The sequence below is a fragment of the Sphingobacterium sp. WM genome, from assembly GCF_029542465.1.
Lineage (GTDB): Bacteria > Bacteroidota > Bacteroidia > Sphingobacteriales > Sphingobacteriaceae > Sphingobacterium > Sphingobacterium cellulitidis.
The window spans coordinates 4158101-4177163 of record NZ_CP120709.1 but is presented as its reverse complement, the minus strand read 5'-3'; the positions used below and the strand labels follow the sequence as shown (position 1 = coordinate 4177163).

Sequence of the window (19063 nt, the reverse complement as noted above, 5' to 3'; positions counted from 1 at the left end):
GATGAATAAAACAATATTTAATATCACTAAAATGGACTGCCCGAGCGAGGAGCAGTTAATCCGTATGAAGTTGCAGAACTTCGACATGGTAAAATCATTGGAATTTGATATTCCAAACAGAAAATTGAGTGTTTTTCACAATGGAGGCCCGGAACCTGTTTTCTCGGCTTTGGAAACCCTAAACCTGAATACCACATTGATTTCAACCGAGGAAACTGATGTAGTTAATGGAATAGATACTGGCAATAACCAACGGAAGCTATTATTCACAGTATTGGTTATTAATTTTCTCTTCTTTGGATTAGAAATGCTGTTCGGTATTTTTTCCAACTCAATGGGATTGATAGCAGATAGTCTGGATATGCTTGCAGATAGCATAGTTTATGCATTGGCTTTGTTTGCAGTTGGTGGCACGATTGTACGAAAAAACAACATTGCTAAATTTGCTGGTTACTTTCAAATCGTTTTAGCAGTTATCGGCTTTGTAGAAGTAGTCAGGCGTTTTGTTGGTTTGGGAGAAATGCCCGATTTTAAAACCATGATTATTGTTTCTGTGTTAGCACTGATGGCTAACGTACTTTGTCTTTATTTATTACAAAAGAATAAAAGCAAAGAAGCACATATGCAAGCGTCTATGATTTTTACGTCAAATGATGTAATAATAAACTCGGGAGTTATTGTCGCGGGATTATTAGTTAATTGGCTGGATTCAGGGTATCCTGACTTGATTATTGGTGCAATTGTATTTGTTATCGTAGCCAGAGGAGCATATCGTATTTTAAATATCGCGAAATAAATTTGTAAACTTCAGACGCAAATACTGACGAAAGATCTTTAGCGATATTCTCTTCAGAACTCAGAGTTGGTAACAATAGAATATTAAACTATCTGAAAACCGTCACAAATAAGTCACAGCGCTAAATTTTGATTACTGAAAAAAAACACATAAATTGCTCTAGCAAGCAGGAAACAAAGATTTTTAACCTTGTTGACGAATGCAGACCTATAGGCTCTTAATCTGTGGGTCCTGAGTTCGAGCCTCAGCGGGGTCACCTATAGGGACAAGTCTAAAAAAGAAAGACCTGTCCCATTTTTTTTGCTCTGTAACTTGCTGTTATTCAGATAAATAAGAGCAATCTTTGAATTTATCTTCGGGGTTCGATGTTGTGTCTGCAAAATGACAGGAATTTAGGGAACATCGAACCCGTTTTTACTTGTTCTTCTCTGATATCATTGTTTATCAGCTATTTGACAATTTTTATTAAAAAAATCGGTATGCTATTCGTTCCATTATCAATGCCAAAGGTAAATCAGTGTTTTTACGCTTTACAATGTCGAACCTTCGGTTTGCTAAAAAATCTCTAAGCTGCGGATATTATTTTTCGGTCAAAACCTTGTTTCAGCTAAACACTGACCTTCTTAGCCCATGAAACGAAACATAGCATACTCCGACCTTTGAACGAATAAATAAATGACCAATTAAAGGTAGTGATAGAGAGACGAAGCACCACCACCTCTCATTACCGAATAAATAAAAAGAAGTTGTCAGGTTGATATATTGAAAACCGTCACTCCCTCCGGTAATCTTGCTCTCTATTTATCAACGAAGTTGTATGGCTTGAACGCAAGTAAGCTCAATTGACAGCCATCTCAATGACTAAGAAAATTTCCTGTCCATCAGAACATAGCAAGTTATGTTTTGAGATGCTCGAAATTCATTCTGTGCCTCAAAACTACTTGTCTTTGCAGATGGATAAAAACACCCTCCGAAGTCGGTTGTGTAACTATTGTAGGATCCATTAAAATGACAGTTTTCTGATATTTGAAAAAACGGATTTCTTCATCAGTGTTCTTTAATCCCTCTTTTAGCACATACCCTTTTACGTTGGACAGGCATTCAAGAATGTGGTGGATAACTACTTCTATCCGTTGTGTGGAGTAATCAGCTTCAACCTCTAATTCGGAGATCGTTTTTTCCAATGTATGTAACGTCTCATTTATATATTTATTGATTCACTTTCTTTGAAATTTTGATGTTAGATTATTTCAATCATACTGTCTACCATTATGGAATTATCTTGAAAATTTCTTTGTTCCTACCACACACAGGATTACCCCGACAGTAACCGCTAACATTCCAGCACTTACTCTTTCGTTAAGCAAAAAAGAGGCTAATGCCAAACCAAAAAACGGCTGTAACAACTGTAATTGTCCTACGGTCGCTGTTCCGCCCTGTGCCAAACCTTTATACCAAAAAATGAAAGCAATGAACATACTGAACAATGAAACATAAGCCAAGCTAATCCAAGCCCCTGTACTAATGCCCTCAAAAGATGCCGGCATATAGATAAATGTAAGTGGCAAAATTACAGGCAGGGAAAGCACTAAAGACCAAGATATAACCTGCCAACCACCTAGCGTCTTTGTTAGTTTTGCTCCCTCTGCATAACCTAATCCACAAAGGATGACAGCCCCAAGCATTAGAATGTCACCCACAGGCGAGGCTGTAAGCCCTTGTGCTACCGCATATCCTACGACCAAAACACTACCAATAATTGAAAAAATCCAAAATATTGGTCGTGGGCGTTCGCCTCCACGAATGATACCAAATATAGCCGTTGCCACAGGTAATATCCCTATAAAAACAATGGAATGAGCCGAAGTAACGTATTTTAATGCCAAAGCACTTAATAAAGGAAAACCAACTACAACGCCAAGAGCTACAACAGCCAAAGGAAAAATCTGCTTTCGATTGGGGCGTTTTTCTTTAAAGAGCAATAAGGCAATAAGGGCAAGTATTCCTGCAATTGAAGCACGGGCAACCGTCAGGAAAACGGGGTTAAATTCTAAAACCGCTACTCTCGTTGCAGGTAACGAACCGCTGAATAATACCACACCTATAAAGCCGTTTAACCAACCCTGTGGTGTATTCTCTTTAACTTTATTCATACTCAATTCTGACATGATAAACTGTTTTGATGCAAAATTCGGTATTCGACACAAATAAACACAGTCACAGTTTTTGTTATTTCAATAGACACAGTTAGATTTGCAAAGTGAAGAAAGATTTTCTATATAATGAGATAGCGAGTAATATTGCCAATAAAATCAAAACAGGTGTTTTGAAAGCCGGAGAACGTTTGCCGTCTGTAAGAATATTAAGCAAAGAACACGGAATAAGTGTAAATACTGCTAAAAGGATTTTTCTTGAATTGGAAGCCCAATCGCTTGTGCAGTCGAAACCCCAATCGGGTTATTTTGTAAGTCCGTTGAATTATTTGAAACTTCCATTACCCGAAGTAAGTCAGCCCTTGCCTTTTGCTAATAATATAGAACCCGATGAGTTGATAAGCGGTGTTTATTCCACTATGGGGCGTAACGATTTAACGCTTTTTTCTATTGGCGTACCGTCTGGTAATCTTTTACCATTGGCAAAACTGAAAAAAGAAATTGTGCTTGCCACAAGGGAACTGAAAGAAGGTGGAACAGAATACGAACCTTTACCGGGTAATGTCAAACTCCGCAGAATGATATCGGCTCGTTCATTGGCTTGGGAAGGGCATTTAAAGGAAAGTGATGTGGTAACTACGAATGGTTGTATGAATGCTTTGGCATTGTGTCTCATGGCACTAACCAAACCGGGCGACACCATAGCCTTGGAAAGTCCCTGTTATCCGGGCATTCTGCAACTTGCTGTTAGTTTAGGTTTAAACGTATTGGAAATTGCAACACACCCTGTTACCGGAATAGATATTGATGCACTGAAGAAATTATTGCCTAAAATAAACGTCTGTCTTTTAGTACCTAATTTCAACACGCCTTTGGGATATTGTATGCCCGTTGAAAGTAAAAAAGCTGTGGTAACCCTTTTGTCAAAGCACAATATTCCGCTTATTGAGGATGATACTTATGGGGATATTCACTTCGGTGCTGAACGTCCTAAATGTTGTAAATCCTTTGATACAGACGGAAATGTTTTGTGGTGCGGTTCTGTATCTAAAACACTCGCCCCGGGCTATCGTGTAGGTTGGATTGCTCCGGGCAGGTACAAAGACCAAATATTAAAGTTGAAACTTGTACACGCATTGTCTGCTACCTCTGTAATCCACGAAGCCGTTGGCAATTTCCTGATGACAGGAAGATATGAAAATCATCTCCGTCATTTCCGCAAAACTTTGCAGGAAAACTATCAGCATTATGCACTTGCCATTGCGGATTATTTCCCTCAAGGAACTAAAATAAGCAGACCACAAGGTGGGCTTGCCTTGTGGGTAGAATTTCCGAAAGAAATTGACACAACAGAACTATACAATTATGCTCTTAAAAAACAAATAGGTATTGCTCCGGGCAGAATGTTTACTTTACAAAATCAATTTCAAAATTGTATGCGCCTTTGTATCGGTTTGCCGTGGTCTAACGAGTTGAGGCTAAAACTAAAACAGCTTGGAAGTCTTGCTAAGATGCTTGGACATTGATATACCTTTTGCCGTATCAAATGCCGTAAATTGGGGACATTCTTAATCCACTCCATCTCGCTTTATAAAATATGCACAACGTCCGCTTTGATCTGCCTGTAATTGGCTTCAATGACCTGTTTAATATTGTCATTGCCATGTTCATCAGTAAAGGAATAAGTGCGGTATCTTTTTAAGGCTTTGGTTTCTCTATATCCAAATTGTGCTTATATAGACAATCTTTTAAGTTAGTTCAATAATCATAAATTTTCCAAGAAAGAGTTTGAGTTCCGTACCAACAGGTTCACATCTTGGGACAAGTCTTAAAAAGTTAGACTTGTCCTATTTTTTTTTGCTCTGTAACTTATTGTTGTTCTTATAAATAAGAGAAATTGCGGAATTTAGTCTCGGAGTTTGATGTGTTGTTCCATTAAAATCTAAAAAATCAGGGAACATCGAACTCACTATCAGTCTTTTTTCCTTAATATCATTACCTCTTTATAGTTCTTTCTTAAAAGTCATACACTATTTGTTTCATTTTCAAGGGCAAAGGTAAATCTGTGTTTATTTTAGCTTAACAAGGTCAAGCCTTTGGTTTGCTGAAAAACCTCCAACCTTGTGGGTAGTTTTTTTCAGTCAAATACCTTGTTTCAGCTAAACACTGACCTTTTTAGCCCATGAAACGAAACATAGCATACTCCGAACCTTTGAACGAATAAATAAAAAAAAGTAATGAGGTCAGTCTGATATATTGAAAGCCGTCATGTCTTCCTGCAATCCTGTATTCTATCTTTCAAGACAGTTATGAGGTTAGAATGCAGTCAATCTCGACTACACATCCCAAATGAATATGATTCTTATATCTCTACAATACTTGCTGTTCATTAGAACTTGGCAAGTTGTGTTTTGAGGCACTTGAAACTCACTCCGTGTCTCAAAACTACTTGCCTTTAAAGGTAATAATAACGTCCTCCGAAGTTGGTTGTATAACTATTGTAAAATTTATTAAACCAAACTTTACTTCCCGTCTTGCTCGTCAGTTCTCCGTATAAGTTCCTCCCGAAGCGCATAAAGGAATTTAGTGCGGTTCATCTTTTGGTTTCTCAACTCCAAATAGTTCTGACAAAAATTTCCATAGGCATTTTTGTCTCGATTTTGAAAATGGTATTATAGTAAATGAATTTTGCTACAACGGCAGGTTTCTGATATCTAGCTACGTAGTGTTCCATTGTGAAAATTATCCATTAGAATAACACTAAATTTTTTTAGTATAAAACACCACATGTGTTATTCCCAAATCCCATTAATTTCTGTCAATATTATTGGTTCTTCGCCTGTTATAAGGATTGTATGTTCATGTTGTGCCATATAGCCTCCTCTGTCACCAACCATTGTCCAACCGTCACCAAGTTCTATTGCATAAGAAGAATTTGTTGAAATAAAAGTTTCAATAGCTATGACAGATTTTTTTTTAAACCGTCTTTGATCAAATCGGTTTCTATAATTCATTAACTCGTCTGGGTATTCGTGCAAACTTCTACCCACACCGTGTCCTCCAAGATTTTTAATCACCTTAAACCCTCTTTTTTTTGCTTCGGTTTCCATTATGTGTCCAATATCTGAAATCTTCACCCCACCTCTAATATTATAGATTGCTTTTTGTAAAATCTGTTTTGAAGCATCAATAAGTTTTTGGTGTTGGTGTACATCTTCCCCAAGTACAAACGAACAACCATTATCAGACCAAAACCCATTAACTTCGGCTGAAACATCTATATTGATTAGGTCGCCCTCTTGCAATATTCTACTTTCAGAGGGGATACCGTGACAAAATTCATTATTAACGCTGATACAAGTTGAACCGGGAAAACCATAAGTAAGGTTTGGTGCAGACCTTGCGCCAAACTTTGCAAGTATCTTTGCTCCGTAATCGTCTAATTGCTTTGTGGACATTCCTAACTTGACATAGTTTCTCATTTCTCTCAAGGTGTATGCAACGACCTCACTTGCCTTCTTAATTCCAATTATATCTTTTTCTTCAGATATTAACATAGCTATATTTACATTTATACAATATTAGGATTTAAATAAGGCTCGTAAAAGTAAAAAGCGGACACTTCAATAATATATTAGGCAGGTTTCTTTATATATTTGTTTTTTTGCTATGCCAATAAATTTTTTGCAAAATATTAAAATGTCAATGTCTACGAAATCAAAATTGATTACGGGACAAGAGGTGCTATATAATGAACTCAAAACAGCGAAAACATGGAGAATTCACGTTTTTTCTTGTAAGGATTTGAAGCCTAATCAGTCTTTATTCAATGATGGTTTGCCATCACTTATTTTCCTGCCTCAAAAATCAGATATCGTTCAGCTAAGTGATAAAGGAGAAACGGTAAAATTCAACTCTGCTTGGGTCTGTTGTGGGGAGATTAAAAACATATATTGGAAAATGCCCATCGATCTAGACTATATAATGGTGCTACGTTTCAAACCGTCTACTTTTTATTCTTTATTTAATGTTAACTCATCGGTTTTCCATTCCAATCCAATATGTAACTTGGAAGATATTATAAGCGAAAACTGGATGCGGATCTTTGATAAAATGTATGAAAAGAAAACAATATTCGAAAGGATTTCCTTTTTAGAAAAAGCTCTTTCTTCATTTCAACCCAACGATTGTTTTCCCCATATATTAAGTAATGCTATTGAATATATCGAATATAAAAAAGGAAATACTTCTGTGTCAGATGTGCTTAATCAGTTAGGCAAAAAAGTCAATCCAAAATGGTTACATAGGAATTTTGTAAAGTATATTGGGATTTCCCCAAAAAGATATATTTTACTCCAGCGATTTATTTATACCTACGGGCAGTGTAAAAAAAGCAACTTGGAAGATTTACTTGATATAGCAATGCTTTCGGGGTATTATGACTACAACCATTTCTTTAAAGATTTTAAAAGGTATATCGGTATTTCACCATCTCAATACGCTTGGGAGTAAATAATTCCAAACATAGGCTGAAAGATTACTCTTGTTGTATCAAATGCTGTAAATTGGAGTTTATTTTTAATAAGTTCCATTTCCGCCTTCTATTATCTGAATAACATACGATTTAATCGCCTCAAATCCTCCAATAAAAGGTTCGAGTTTTGTACCAATGGGCACAAGAAAGCTAGTCGAAAGACTGGCTTTCTTGTGTTTTTGGAGGGGAGGTGGACTAAGTACCTCGGATCAAACCCCGAGGCATAAAAATACTCTCATGATGCGACCAATCCTCTTGTTTTTATTTGCTAGCCCAAATTTCAATTTCAATTTTCAATTCAGGAAGCCCTAAAGCTGTTATATAAGCTATGGTCATTGAAGGATACTTTTTTCCAAATACATTCTCCCATTCGTTATCAAAAAAATCCCAGTCTATTTCTTCAGTTGCCCAAATGTTTACTTTTATAACATTATCCGCAACCAAATCTTGACTACTCAAAAGTTGTTGAATATTCTTAAATGTTAAAATGACCTGCTCATTAAAGTTATCAGGGACAATACCATTAATATCTATACCAATTTGACCTGAAAAAGTATATAGACTGGCATTTTTAGGGATTATTGTAACATGTGAATAGTTTCCGACAGGAGCAGGAACATTATCGGGGTTTAGTCTAATTATTTTATCGGTATCCATTTTACATTTTTCTTATTAAAGTTTTCTGACATATTTCGTTACTTTCCGTATCGCTTATTTAATTAAGCGTGAAAAGTCGAACAAAAACACGTTTAGCGGGAACAATTATCAATTAAATAGTTAGAAAAATGGCACTTTCTGCAAAAACAGTATATCATTACGAGTTGCTGTTAATCACTTTTTTTATGAGTGTATAAAATAAAAAGTTCGTTGTTGGCAAAACAGCATACGAAATTTCCAATTATTAAGGATAATTCGCGATCTAATTGATTTACCGACCTGATTAAAATAGTAATACTGAGCTTTTATTTAATAGTATAATAAGCAAAATTAGAGTTATTAGTATTACTCAAATCGCAACAAGGGCTGCGTGCTACAACGGAACGATCCGCCAAAGCTTCGTGTTATTTTAAAATCAACATACTCAACTTTTACGCCATATTGCTCAATCTGATCCCCAATGTGTTTAAATACCGGATCGGTGACGTAAACTTCGGTCGAAAGTGGTAAACCGTTTGTCGCCAAATTTCCTGCTTCTTCTAATGTTACGGGAATGGTATTCCAATTTTTGATTACGGATGGAATTCCATCTAAAAAAGCTTCTTCACAAACGACCATTAGGTTGGGTTTAATAAATCCTAGAGCACAATCCAAATGCAAAATATTAGGATGTAAACGCACTTGTTCTACAATATAACCCAAGGGTGTGATCAGTTTTGATAACCACTGAAAACCACGCTTATTTGATGCTAAGCCAGAACACCCCACCAGGACATGATTGTTCAATACCAATACATCGCCGCCCTCGATAAAGGGTCCAATTTCTAAGGTGAGATCATCGTCTGGAGCCACTTGTGGAAATGGAGCTGAAACGTAGGTGCAGTCGGCATTGTGAACCGCCTCCCACAGCAAATCGCGCAATGGCCAAACCTCGTGACGACGGTGTAAAAAGCGCATTGCCGCTTCGATAACATAATTTCCTACCACAAAAAACGGATCTCTGGTAAAAAAATTAGCGTATCCATCTTTCGGATTAACCTGTTTTTCAGCCTCAGTCAATTTACGGGCTTCTACCACTTCCACACCGTGTTTTTCGAGTGTTTTTTTGAAATTAGAGCGTTCCATTTCCCATTGTGCCTGAATGTCAGGGTGCGCTGCACTATAATCCTTTCCACGATTGATCTCAGAGTCAACGACAGAAGATTCGCCCAAAAAACGAAGATCTTCTACTCGTACCTCCATGGGGTATCCAAATTCAGAAGCCGCCAAAACCACTTTCTTTAAAGGAGCGAATTCGTTCTGAACAAATATACTATTTGAAGTTGTCATTATTTTATCTTATTAAATAGAATATTTTTCTATTCTATAATTGCTTGAATTTAATGTTTTTTCCCGAATCGGATGTGTGCAAACAACACCAAAAAGGTACAAAAGAATCCTAGGCCAACCACTCCTTCCCACTGAAAATATTTCGAGGCTTGTGAAGCAATGTAAGTACCAAAAGAACCGCCGACAAAGTAACTGAACATATAAACTGTATTCAATCGATTGGTAGCCCCAATATTTAAGGCAAAAAACGAGGATTGGTTACTAATATGAGAGGATTGTAACCCTAAATCTAATAAAATAACGCCAATAGTTAATCCTATATAAGTGTAACCCGCAATAAAGAAAATAATCCAACTGATGATCATCATATAAATGGATATTGAAATTACGTTGTGAAGAGGAATTCTTTTTTGAACTTTACTTACCATCGACGCTGCTAAAGCACCCGCGGCACCTACTACTCCGAAGGCTCCGGCAACAGATGCTCCTGCATTAAAAGGTTCTTTTTCTAAGTGAAAGACCAAAGCAATCCATAATCCACTAAAGCCTGCAAAAGCCATTGCGCCACGAAAGGCAGCTAGTCTTAAAACAGGTTGTGTACGTACAAAATGCGCTATAGACCTCATTAATTGTCCGTAACTCCCTGTAAAGTTAGGTTTTACATCAGGGAGCTTAATCGCCATTAAAGTCATTAAAATGAACATGGCGGCAATAGCCATATAATAGATCATTTTCCAACCCCACAACTCACCAATGAAGCCTGCTATGACACGAGATAGTAAAATTCCTAAAAGTAATCCACTCATGACCACTCCAATGGCAGCGCTTCGCTTTTCGTCTGTTGCTAATTCAGCTGTTAAAGGCACAAACATTTGTGGTACCACCGAACTAAAACCTATCAAAAAACTTGCAACATAAAGTAAAGGTAAATTAGGGGCTAAGACCATTCCGAAAAGCGATAAAATCATTGCTACAAAAATGTAAAGGATTAACTTTTTTCGTCGAACCATGTCACCTAATGGTACGATAAATAGCAGGCCTAATGCAAAACCAATTTGTGTCAACATAGCAATCATACTGATTTGCGTTGCAGTAACGGCAAAATCCTTAGCCATTAATCCAAGCAGCGGTTGATTGTAATAATTATTTCCAACTACAATACCAGTCGTGATGGTCATTAACCAAAGTAAACCACGGGTTAATGTTGGTTTTGACTCTGTTTCGATTGATTGTTCAATTTCTATGTCTAACTTCATTTTCTATTCTTAAATTATTTTGCAAAAATAGAATATAAGCCAGTTCAGAATATTGGGACATTGACGCATTCAGTTGTAAATTCCGTCATTATGATCTGAAATCGCTGGGATTCATTCCCGTATTCTTCTTGAAAAAGTTAGTGAAATACGGTGCGTCCGCAAAACCTAATTGAAAGGCAATTTCTTTGATCGACTGGTCAGTTGATTTTAATAAACGTTTTGCTTCGAGTACAAGTCGTTGATGGATGAGCTGTGCAGGGGAAGCTGAAAGGTATTTGCGACAGATTTTGGATAGCTGACTCGCAAAAATATGCAGTTCATCAGCGTAAAATTCAACTTTTTTTTCTTCCCGAAAATAGATTTCTAACAACTCTTGAAGTTGAATCAGCCTTAAACTATAAGGGTTATTATCTTCGTTCAGCATGTTTATTTCAACCTCTTTGCTCAGTATTGAAGCAATAACCGAGACTCTAGAATGTATCAAATCAGCAAGTCCGTTGCTGTCATTTAATTCTTCCTGAATAGCTTTGAACTCATACCTTAATTTTCTTAATACTTTAGGTGAAAGTGAGATTACGGGATGTTGTTGGTAGTAGGCAAAGGAATGCCTAAAGTGCAGCGAAAGTTTTTCGAAAAACACTTTGTCTATCATCAGATGGTAAGCCTTACTAGGAATTTCTATATTCCATGTATGCACCTGATTGGGAAATAAAACATGAATCTGATTATCAGAAATAGGGTAGGTTTTAAAATCGATCGTATGCTCGCCACTTCCTTTTTCAAAAAGCACTAGTAAGAAAAAAAAAGTGCTGATGCGGTTTATCGATACGATGTGCTCCATACAAATCCGAAAATAAAAATCCGTTTTTACATACTGATTTTTCATCCACAAAATGCTGTATGTCGATAATTGGAAAGTCTGTCATTATCTTTTTATGCTAATGTATGATTTTGGATAAAAGTCTACTACATACCTTTTTTATTTTTAGATTGAGTATTATTTTCCACGAATGGATCAGATTGATAATAAATGCCTTTAATTTGATTTATTCGTCTCAAATCTTATAAAAAAGAGTTCAAGTTCTATACTTCGGAGTTCACTTCGAAAACCGATCTAGGCAAAATTAACAGATTTTATTTTTTTACCGCCATTATTGCCGCTTTGACCTGCAATTGAATAAAATATTGGATTATCGCAAAACATGAAGCTATTTCTTGAAATCTAGAATTATTAAAAAAATTAAATAATACCAAATCCACCCAGAACACTGCATCATTTTAACGAAGGAATTTCTCTGTCTTAAAAGGGATGATTCCACTTTTTTATTTTAGTTTGTCACGTATTGATTTAGTCTTGCTTCTAGCAATTCTAAACCCGAGATCATCAATTTTAAAGCTAGAAGGGTGACTTCTTCTACGAGTAGTTGCCATCACGCTTCTTTCTTCATCACACCAACCTCCTCCTCTAAAAATACGGTATGAACCATACACTTCAGTATCGTATAAATCTGAGCACCACTCCCAAACATTGCCCAACATGTCGAATAGTCCCCAAGCATTCGGCTCTTTTTTTCCTACACGATGGGTTGTATCCCCTGAATTATTCTTATACCAAGCAATCGAGTCTAATTCCCCATATCTAATAGCTGATGTGCCTGCTTTACAAGCATACTCCCATTCTGCCTCGGTTGGTAATCGATAGCCGTTAGCAGCTGGATCGAAATCCACATCTTCTTGATTTTGACATAAAACATAACAAGGTGTTAATTTCAATTTTATAGATAAGGAATTACAAAAGATCACCGCTTCCTTCCAGCTAACTGTTTCAACAGGTCGTTGGCCACCATGATGAGTACTGGGTGTTTGTCCTGTAATCTGAAAATATAAATCTTGAGTTACAGCATATTTTGAAAGTAAAAACGCATCAATATTCACCGTCCATTTTTCTTTCTTTCGATCATCTCGTAACCCTATCTTACCTTTTGGGATCTCTACCAGAAGGTTATTTATAATAGTCTCGAATTTAGTCTCGCTCATGGGCATCATCATATTTTCTTCAGTGAATTTTCGTACTTAACCCTAATCATTTCTAGTATGATCATGCTAAAGATAACAAACATATCAAAAGTGTTCACAAACCTATACATGCTTGCCTAAAACTCTGTATTATTGATCTTGCAATCGGTGTTAGATTTGTACTGCGGTTTTACACTGATAAACCATTAAAGCTAAATCTTCTTATTATTATTTCTCTAAAATAGCTTTATAAAATACCCTAACTTTGAAATATTAGAACTATTAATTAATTAGTATAATAGTGTGTTTGATTAACTTCCTATCAGTGGAATAAACAGCGATTATCCAAAATTTACTTATCCTAAGTTTAAATAATATTACTAAAAAATCATTTGATAATTACTAAAGAATACTAACCATAAATGCCTTTCATGAAGCATAAATGTTAAATATGCTGATCCGACTGTCTAACTCTGACATTATTAAGCTTATTTCTAACAAAAAAATATTCAACAACACTCTAAAGATTCCTATGTGTACAATTTTGATGTCGCATTTAATCCTGCTTGTTTATGGAAAATTCAGAAACTAAACAATCATTAATGCTTGATTCGAGTTGAGAGATTTTCAAGCCCCTGATGATTTCTCTTGAACCTTTTTTATTGGGATTATTAATTGATTACAAAAACTATATTCTTATTGTTTTAAATGGCAATTGAAGAATTGCTAGAAATTATTAATAAATGAAAAACAATCATACTCTTTAAAGGAGGATCCGTGCTCTGATTTGAGTGGAGAATAATTCGATCGAAGAGGAATAGGATTTTTCAAAGGTATTTAGATGGTTGTAAAATTAACTTTTGGATGAAATATTATTAACTGTCCAAGCCCTCACAATACTTTTCCGGAGAAAAATTGTCGACATGGAAGCCGCCATTTATTTCAATGTGCCTTTAAAACTATAAAAAAAATGTTTGATTTCAGATGGTCCTATTATATGGAAATCACTGATGTATTGGTATGTATTCTCCTCAAAACATATAAGTTAACTTGGAAATTTCAATCAAATAAATTTAAGATGGAAATTAACGGACAGCCGGTTAAGGAGAGGATTAATGATTTCTTGAAGAATAAAATTTAACTACATTATTGATAAATTATCTACGGATTTATTAATAATGGTTTTACCTTTCCTCTATTATTACGCTCTTTATCGATTTATATGGAGGTTGGTAGAAAAAAAAGTATTCAAACTGCAACTACGTATTACATTTGTCGAAATTTAATTAGTTATGATTAAAATTAATGCTGTTTATAATAGACATGCAACTCAAAATCATGCAAACAGAAAAGCTTCATACATTTCATACGAATATACTTCGATTTCTACTCAAATGGGAAAAGGAAAACAAAGGATTATAAAGGCGATTATCTTCGTGATTATGTTATCATTAGCACACAAAAATAGTTTGGCCCAACCACAAGATACAATCCATGCATATCCCTTGCAGTTGGATTTACCACTATTGGATTATCCGTACTTAAAAGAATCTAGTAGAACAAGGCAGTTTTTTAATAGTTTTTCTATGGAACAGTCCCTGGCTATTACCCATGACCTTCATAGAGTAAATTATTATTTAAACAACCGTCTTTGGCATAAGATCATCCCACCAGATACTAAGCGAGGCAAGGTTTTTAATCGTATTGCTTCAAATGCAACTTCGGGATTATTAGATTATGTTTTTACTTATTATGGAGTTGTTTTTTCTGTCCAATGGTTACATGAGGAGTATCATCGTAATGGATTAACTATCAGGGGTATTCCATCTTATAACGAAACATACAATATTTTTAATGGGGGGGATGCCAATGGTTCTGTCAGTAAAGTTAGGGACGAAGATTTGATTCGATTAAAAAGGGAATCACCACAAGAATTAATTAGGAGTTTTTCGGCAGGGATAGAGAGTGAGTTATTGCTTTTAAGAGGTTTGCAAAAAGATAATTTCTATAGAGGATCTCAATATGCGAATATCTTATTGAATGTATTAATAACTAAACATACTATTGACTATGTCAATCAGTTTAAAAGAGACGATTATAATGCGAGCATTGATAGCATGAATACACACGGTCAAGCAATTCATGAGAGAGATTTTGTGGGTTGGGATTTTACACCGTGGGTCTATGATCTACACCGACCAAAGGAACCTTATGAAGAAAGAGGACTTCACCCAAGTGGGTTGGGGATTGATCGAGCTATTAAAACCACATCCCTTAGTCCTCAGGAGTATAGATATCTAAAAAAAATGGGCAATATGCAATATTTAAATTTCATTTCTCCTTTTATGGTAGGAATTAACCGTATAAATATAAATAAACACATGGATTTCAACTTTGCTATAAGGCATTATCTTAACTCTTTTGGATATGATATAACAACCGATTTTTTTATTAATTTCAGGGGCAAGAGCTATTTGCTTGCTTTACATGGATATAGTAATAAAAATTTGTTCCTGCCTGGCGTTGAAGCGGAGTTGCCAGCATTTGAAATAAAAAAGAAAGCAAATAATAATTATTGGACATTGCACCCTAGTGCGATGTTATGGATGCAACCTGATAATTTTTATTCAACAGCAGGCGAACTTGGCGGATTGATTAGACTTCGTACCTCCTATTCTTTGAATAGTAAATGGAAAGTTTTCGCTTCATGGGAAACAAAAACGAAAGGTTGGGTCGCGGGACAACCTTATTTGGAACCTTATTTTGGAATTAAAGGAGGAGTTTATGCCCAATTTGGTAATTTTATTAATAAACAAAACTAAAGCAATCGAGAAATAGCTGATATCGATCTATTAATCAATCAAAATTAAATGATCATTTTAATCTATAAAAGGTAATTAATTACATTCCTTGATATAATATCTAGGATACTTTGGGTGAAACAAATAATTTTGTTTTTTCTTGATAAATTCTATTAAGATGTTAACCTTTTAAGGTAAATGTACAATTAATTCATATAAATCAATTGGCAGTAATTTATTCTCTATGCTTTTTAATTACGAAAAAGCATGAATAAGATTTTTTATCAAATGTTTAAGTCCAAGTATACTCTATGACAACTATAAATTGAGTATTGTGATCAACTGAAATCTCCTACTGTGGTTTACCGTTTTGAACTAGGATTATATAAGGTACAATACTGCTATAACCTTTCGCTGAGAAACTGCCTTTCTTTTGAATTAAAACTTAAATATTTTTCTATGGCAAACTCTAAAGATTCATTTTAAAAGGGATTAAAAAGTAATCTTTGAAATTATTTTAAGGAACTTTTACAGCAGAATGACCCTTTTAGAAATAAAGTTCATCCCTAAAAAGATTAGTTTGTCTACTTAATATATTCTTCGGTCGAAAAAAAATATTTCTGTTCCCTTTATTTAAGAATTTTGATTCTGTTTGATGGTAATTAGTTATGAGATGTTCATTGTTGAAGATCAATTGGACATTTGACATGCTTTCTCTTTCTATTTAACAATGAAAAATTTAATAAATAATGAAAACAATAAAATTTCTTGGGTACCTCATTGTGTGCTTATCCTTATTGAGTTTAATGTATGTATCTTGCTTAGCTTGGATTGATCCTAGTGCGGTTATGCAACTTGTAGGAGTAGAACTCAATAACAACGATGCATTAAGTTCCATTCGCGGTGTTTATGGTGGAGTAGGCTTTACGTTGATTGCTGTTATTATTTTTTTTACGTTAAAAAACTTGAGACATAGCTTACTTTTACTAGCTGGATTCTGGATAATGTATGCTTTATCTCGATTGATTACAATAGGAATAGATGGAAGGCTAGGAGATTTTGGTACCAAATGGCTTACAATAGAATTGTTGTTTTTTGGAATTTCATTAGCACTTTATCTTCTTCTTTCCAAAAATCTAAAAATTATTAAGGCATAATTTATATAATTGACCAAGTGATTACGATATGAGTACGGATCTATGAATACTTTGTTTTTCGAAGGGGTTTTGTGAAAATGGTCCTATCCTCAACTTTGTTATGAGAACCATCTCCAATGATTATGCAGAATTGAACTCAGTTTTAATTCCCTTAATTAACATGTGTAGTTTCGAAAATCTAAAGCTCACTGAAGCTAAATTAGATCGTTTGTCAGAATATTTGCGAGACTGAAACAGCGCCTCTTGCTGGTGTCAAACTATCCACAGTTTATGCCTGTAAAACAAGTGGCGCTATGCCTATATGTGGATTGAATTTTCCTTATATATCGGCTTGCTGAGCTTATCGAATCTCTGACTAACAGCAGGTGGTTTGCTGAAGGAGTCATCAAATTAAAAATGGGTTCAGATTTAAATAGATAAGGGTTTAGGAGAATTAAACATTCCTAGCGGCTTAGAGGTACTTGGTCAGTTCAAAATTTGTCGATTTGTCCATTAAGTTTTAAAAAATCTAAGAAGAATTACAATATCTTAAAGCAGTACGCTCATCAATAAGTTATCGAAGCATTGTTGTTTAAGATTACTATTTTTATCTAACCAAAACGATAGTTTGCGGTATTTCTTTTAATAATTTACGATCAAGATAAATAGATATTTTTTCATGTCGATTTTTATGGCAGAAAATCATGACTTCTTCTTTGAACAGGACGATTCTGATGAAATATCCTTTATAAACCCAGATAGATTCGTTTATATGAATGATTATTTTGGGAAAATATATGGTATCATATATTGAGGATCACATATTACTCAGTAGTTCAACATTTGGGCTTTTAACGCTATTGGCGGAACAAGATCAAAAAGTAATGGGCTTTGATTTCTTGTATTACTGATATTTTGATTATACATGGTCCTTCTTTGGGTATTTGAATGAAACAAGTTTTGTTAATCTGACAGGAAGTGAAGAATTGTTTTGGCATATTTGTTTTTTCAAGCCCAAGTTTTATATTTTAGACAAATACACGAAGATTTTGGTAATTTCACGTAGGAAGAAACAACATTTATTAATTCAAGGGTGCTGGCTGATTGGTGCAAGTTGAAAAATAAGGCGTTAGTTTTAGATTTTTAATGATGACAGATAAAAAAGAACCTATTTCTATAGTTGAAGTTCAGTTAAAGAATTTTATTAATTCTAAGCGACCCAAAGATGAAGAGGTGCGCAAACAATTGGATTTTGGTTATTCTTGGGATGAGCAAACGGTTTTATTGTTTGAAATTAGACCACAATGGAATGATCCAAAGAATATTATAAATTTGCCATTTGCAAAGCTTCGGTTTATGAAAGCATCTAAAATTTGGAAGCTCTATTGGATGCGAGGATCGGGCAAATGGGAGGCTTATGAACCGAAACCCGAGAGTACTAATCTGCAATTATTGTTGAATGAAATCAATGATGATGAATATGGATGTTTTTTCGGATAATAAACTCTAGGAAAAACATTTCCTTCGCTTTTTGTCATGTTTTTCTGTTTCAGCAATAAAAATTCCGAATATTTCACTTTTTATGAATGATCCAAGCATCACGGTGTTATTATTAATTTAAAAAAATGTGGGAATGCAAAGATAGGTTTGCTGATTTCTAATAAATTTCATTCAAAAAAATTAATCTCAAATATTATTTTTTCAGTAACAAATCGTCTTTTAAGTTATTAAAGATTAGCGATTTTTTGCGACCGCAAACTGCTAAAAAATAAAATTATTAGCAAGTGTTTTAGATCGCCTCGTTGTGAGTTGTTGTTCGCTGATAACTTAAAGAGTTTTGGTACACCAAAAAATATCTGACTGGTACTTTTCTGTGCAGAGGATGATGGTCTTTTTGTAAGATTGGCTCATGGTAACTATATCAAACCAAATATATATCCATTGCTGGGCATGCGATATCCTAATTATCGAGGAGGACGCAAAATTATCAAATCAGATAAAGCTCGAATTGCTCCAGCAGGTCCGATGGAATAGTAATTACTAAGGCTAACGGCACAAGTGCAATATGAAGAGAAAATAGGAAATGGAACCAACAAATTTGATCGAACTGTTCCTGGTATCTTTGCTTTAAAAGATGACCTAATGCATCTTGTTGTACAGGTTTTTTTAAGGAGAAGGAGGAGACAAAAGATTATTAAAGGAATTTTAGAAACCGACAAGAAAACTGTAAAAAACCTAGTTGAAATAGTGATGAAAAATCAAGCAGTCTATACCCCCGTATATATTCAGAAAACACATCAAAATACTTTATCAGCCTTGACCTATATGTATAAAAGTAAGAGATGGGCAAATGCTTCAAGTTATTGAAATTCAATGTGTATGATT

15 protein-coding genes and 1 pseudogene are annotated in these 19063 nt (G+C 34.9%); 7 read left to right on the top strand and 9 right to left on the bottom strand.

Annotated features, from left to right (window positions below):
- Position 1 precedes the first annotated feature (1 nt).
- Entirely contained in the window at positions 2-796 is a 795-nt protein-coding gene (locus PZ892_RS17695; RefSeq protein ID WP_093099804.1) for a cation transporter, read from the top strand.
- Positions 797-1692: 896 nt separating this feature from the next.
- Here the strand turns inward: PZ892_RS17695 and PZ892_RS17690 are convergent.
- Entirely contained in the window at positions 1693-1980 is a 288-nt protein-coding gene (locus PZ892_RS17690; protein ID WP_277711757.1) for a hypothetical protein, read from the bottom strand.
- 93 nt (positions 1981-2073) lie between these two features.
- Positions 2074-2964, bottom strand: coding sequence for a DMT family transporter (locus tag PZ892_RS17685; RefSeq protein WP_277711756.1), 891 nt, complete (start codon positions 2962-2964; stop codon positions 2074-2076).
- Between the two features lie 92 nt (positions 2965-3056).
- Between PZ892_RS17685 and PZ892_RS17680 the strand changes: the two genes are divergently transcribed.
- Positions 3057-4475, top strand: coding sequence for a PLP-dependent aminotransferase family protein (locus PZ892_RS17680; RefSeq protein WP_094258356.1), 1419 nt, complete (start codon positions 3057-3059; stop codon positions 4473-4475).
- A 996-nt stretch (positions 4476-5471) separates the two neighbouring features.
- Here the strand turns inward: PZ892_RS17680 and PZ892_RS17675 are convergent.
- Both PZ892_RS17675 and map read right to left on the bottom strand, forming a co-directional pair.
- Positions 5472-5582 (bottom strand): annotated as a pseudogene (locus PZ892_RS17675) (tetracycline regulation of excision, RteC); the annotation flags it as partial.
- Positions 5583-5741: 159 nt separating this feature from the next.
- The gene (gene map, locus PZ892_RS17670) at positions 5742-6506 is read right to left on the bottom strand and encodes a type I methionyl aminopeptidase (protein WP_094258355.1); all 765 of its coding nucleotides are present in this window, start codon (positions 6504-6506) and stop codon (positions 5742-5744) included.
- Positions 6507-6618: 112 nt separating this feature from the next.
- Here map and PZ892_RS17665 point away from each other — a divergent pair, with 112 nt between their 5' ends.
- Positions 6619-7461, top strand: coding sequence for an AraC family transcriptional regulator (locus PZ892_RS17665; protein ID WP_277711755.1), 843 nt, complete (start codon positions 6619-6621; stop codon positions 7459-7461).
- Positions 7462-7744: 283 nt separating this feature from the next.
- Here the strand turns inward: PZ892_RS17665 and PZ892_RS17660 are convergent, their stop codons facing one another.
- The 5 genes from PZ892_RS17660 to PZ892_RS17640 form a co-directional block, all read right to left on the bottom strand.
- Positions 7745-8140 carry a RidA family protein gene (locus PZ892_RS17660; RefSeq protein ID WP_094258353.1) on the bottom strand — a complete coding sequence of 132 codons (396 nt, stop codon included), beginning with the start codon at positions 8138-8140 and terminating at the stop codon, positions 7745-7747.
- 345 nt (positions 8141-8485) lie between these two features.
- Positions 8486-9469 carry an arginine deiminase family protein gene (locus PZ892_RS17655; RefSeq protein ID WP_182497696.1) on the bottom strand — a complete coding sequence of 328 codons (984 nt, stop codon included), beginning with the start codon at positions 9467-9469 and terminating at the stop codon, positions 8486-8488.
- Positions 9470-9519: 50 nt separating this feature from the next.
- Positions 9520-10725, bottom strand: a complete 1206-nt coding sequence (locus tag PZ892_RS17650; RefSeq protein WP_182497695.1) for an MFS transporter — start codon at positions 10723-10725, stop codon at positions 9520-9522.
- Positions 10726-10813: 88 nt separating this feature from the next.
- Positions 10814-11611, bottom strand: a complete 798-nt coding sequence (locus PZ892_RS17645; protein ID WP_182497694.1) for an AraC family transcriptional regulator — start codon at positions 11609-11611, stop codon at positions 10814-10816.
- Positions 11612-12048: 437 nt separating this feature from the next.
- Entirely contained in the window at positions 12049-12771 is a 723-nt protein-coding gene (locus tag PZ892_RS17640) for an SUMF1/EgtB/PvdO family nonheme iron enzyme (RefSeq protein WP_277711754.1), read from the bottom strand.
- 1262 nt (positions 12772-14033) lie between these two features.
- Here PZ892_RS17640 and PZ892_RS17635 point away from each other — a divergent pair.
- From PZ892_RS17635 to PZ892_RS17620, 4 genes are all read left to right on the top strand, one after another.
- A complete protein-coding gene (locus PZ892_RS17635; protein ID WP_094258349.1) occupies positions 14034-15563 on the top strand; it encodes a hypothetical protein in 1530 nt (509 codons plus the stop codon).
- Positions 15564-16291: 728 nt separating this feature from the next.
- Entirely contained in the window at positions 16292-16699 is a 408-nt protein-coding gene (locus PZ892_RS17630) for a DUF4345 domain-containing protein (RefSeq protein WP_094258348.1), read from the top strand.
- 1125 nt (positions 16700-17824) lie between these two features.
- Positions 17825-18178: a DUF3024 domain-containing protein gene (locus PZ892_RS17625; RefSeq protein ID WP_277711752.1), complete on the top strand. Its 354-nt coding sequence runs from the start codon at positions 17825-17827 to the stop codon at positions 18176-18178.
- 558 nt (positions 18179-18736) lie between these two features.
- Positions 18737-19045, top strand: coding sequence for a hypothetical protein (locus PZ892_RS17620; protein WP_182497691.1), 309 nt, complete (start codon positions 18737-18739; stop codon positions 19043-19045).
- The last annotated feature ends 18 nt before the right edge of the window (positions 19046-19063 follow it).

What these genes read in the sequence shown, in the direction of transcription:
- PZ892_RS17695 (WP_093099804.1), top strand. Translation starts at nt 2, where the DNA reads ATGAATAAAACAATATTTAATATCACTAAAATGGACTGCCCGAGCGAG.
- PZ892_RS17685 (WP_277711756.1), bottom strand. Translation starts at nt 2,964, where the DNA reads ATGTCAGAATTGAGTATGAATAAAGTTAAAGAGAATACACCACAGGGT.
- map (WP_094258355.1), bottom strand. Translation starts at nt 6,506, where the DNA reads ATGTTAATATCTGAAGAAAAAGATATAATTGGAATTAAGAAGGCAAGT.
- PZ892_RS17665 (WP_277711755.1), top strand. Translation starts at nt 6,619, where the DNA reads ATGCCAATAAATTTTTTGCAAAATATTAAAATGTCAATGTCTACGAAA.
- PZ892_RS17660 (WP_094258353.1), bottom strand. Translation starts at nt 8,140, where the DNA reads ATGGATACCGATAAAATAATTAGACTAAACCCCGATAATGTTCCTGCT.
- PZ892_RS17655 (WP_182497696.1), bottom strand. Translation starts at nt 9,469, where the DNA reads ATGACAACTTCAAATAGTATATTTGTTCAGAACGAATTCGCTCCTTTA.
- PZ892_RS17650 (WP_182497695.1), bottom strand. Translation starts at nt 10,725, where the DNA reads ATGAAGTTAGACATAGAAATTGAACAATCAATCGAAACAGAGTCAAAA.
- PZ892_RS17645 (WP_182497694.1), bottom strand. Translation starts at nt 11,611, where the DNA reads ATGAAAAATCAGTATGTAAAAACGGATTTTTATTTTCGGATTTGTATG.
- PZ892_RS17640 (WP_277711754.1), bottom strand. Translation starts at nt 12,771, where the DNA reads ATGATGCCCATGAGCGAGACTAAATTCGAGACTATTATAAATAACCTT.
- PZ892_RS17635 (WP_094258349.1), top strand. Translation starts at nt 14,034, where the DNA reads ATGATTAAAATTAATGCTGTTTATAATAGACATGCAACTCAAAATCAT.
- PZ892_RS17630 (WP_094258348.1), top strand. Translation starts at nt 16,292, where the DNA reads ATGAAAACAATAAAATTTCTTGGGTACCTCATTGTGTGCTTATCCTTA.
- PZ892_RS17625 (WP_277711752.1), top strand. Translation starts at nt 17,825, where the DNA reads ATGATGACAGATAAAAAAGAACCTATTTCTATAGTTGAAGTTCAGTTA.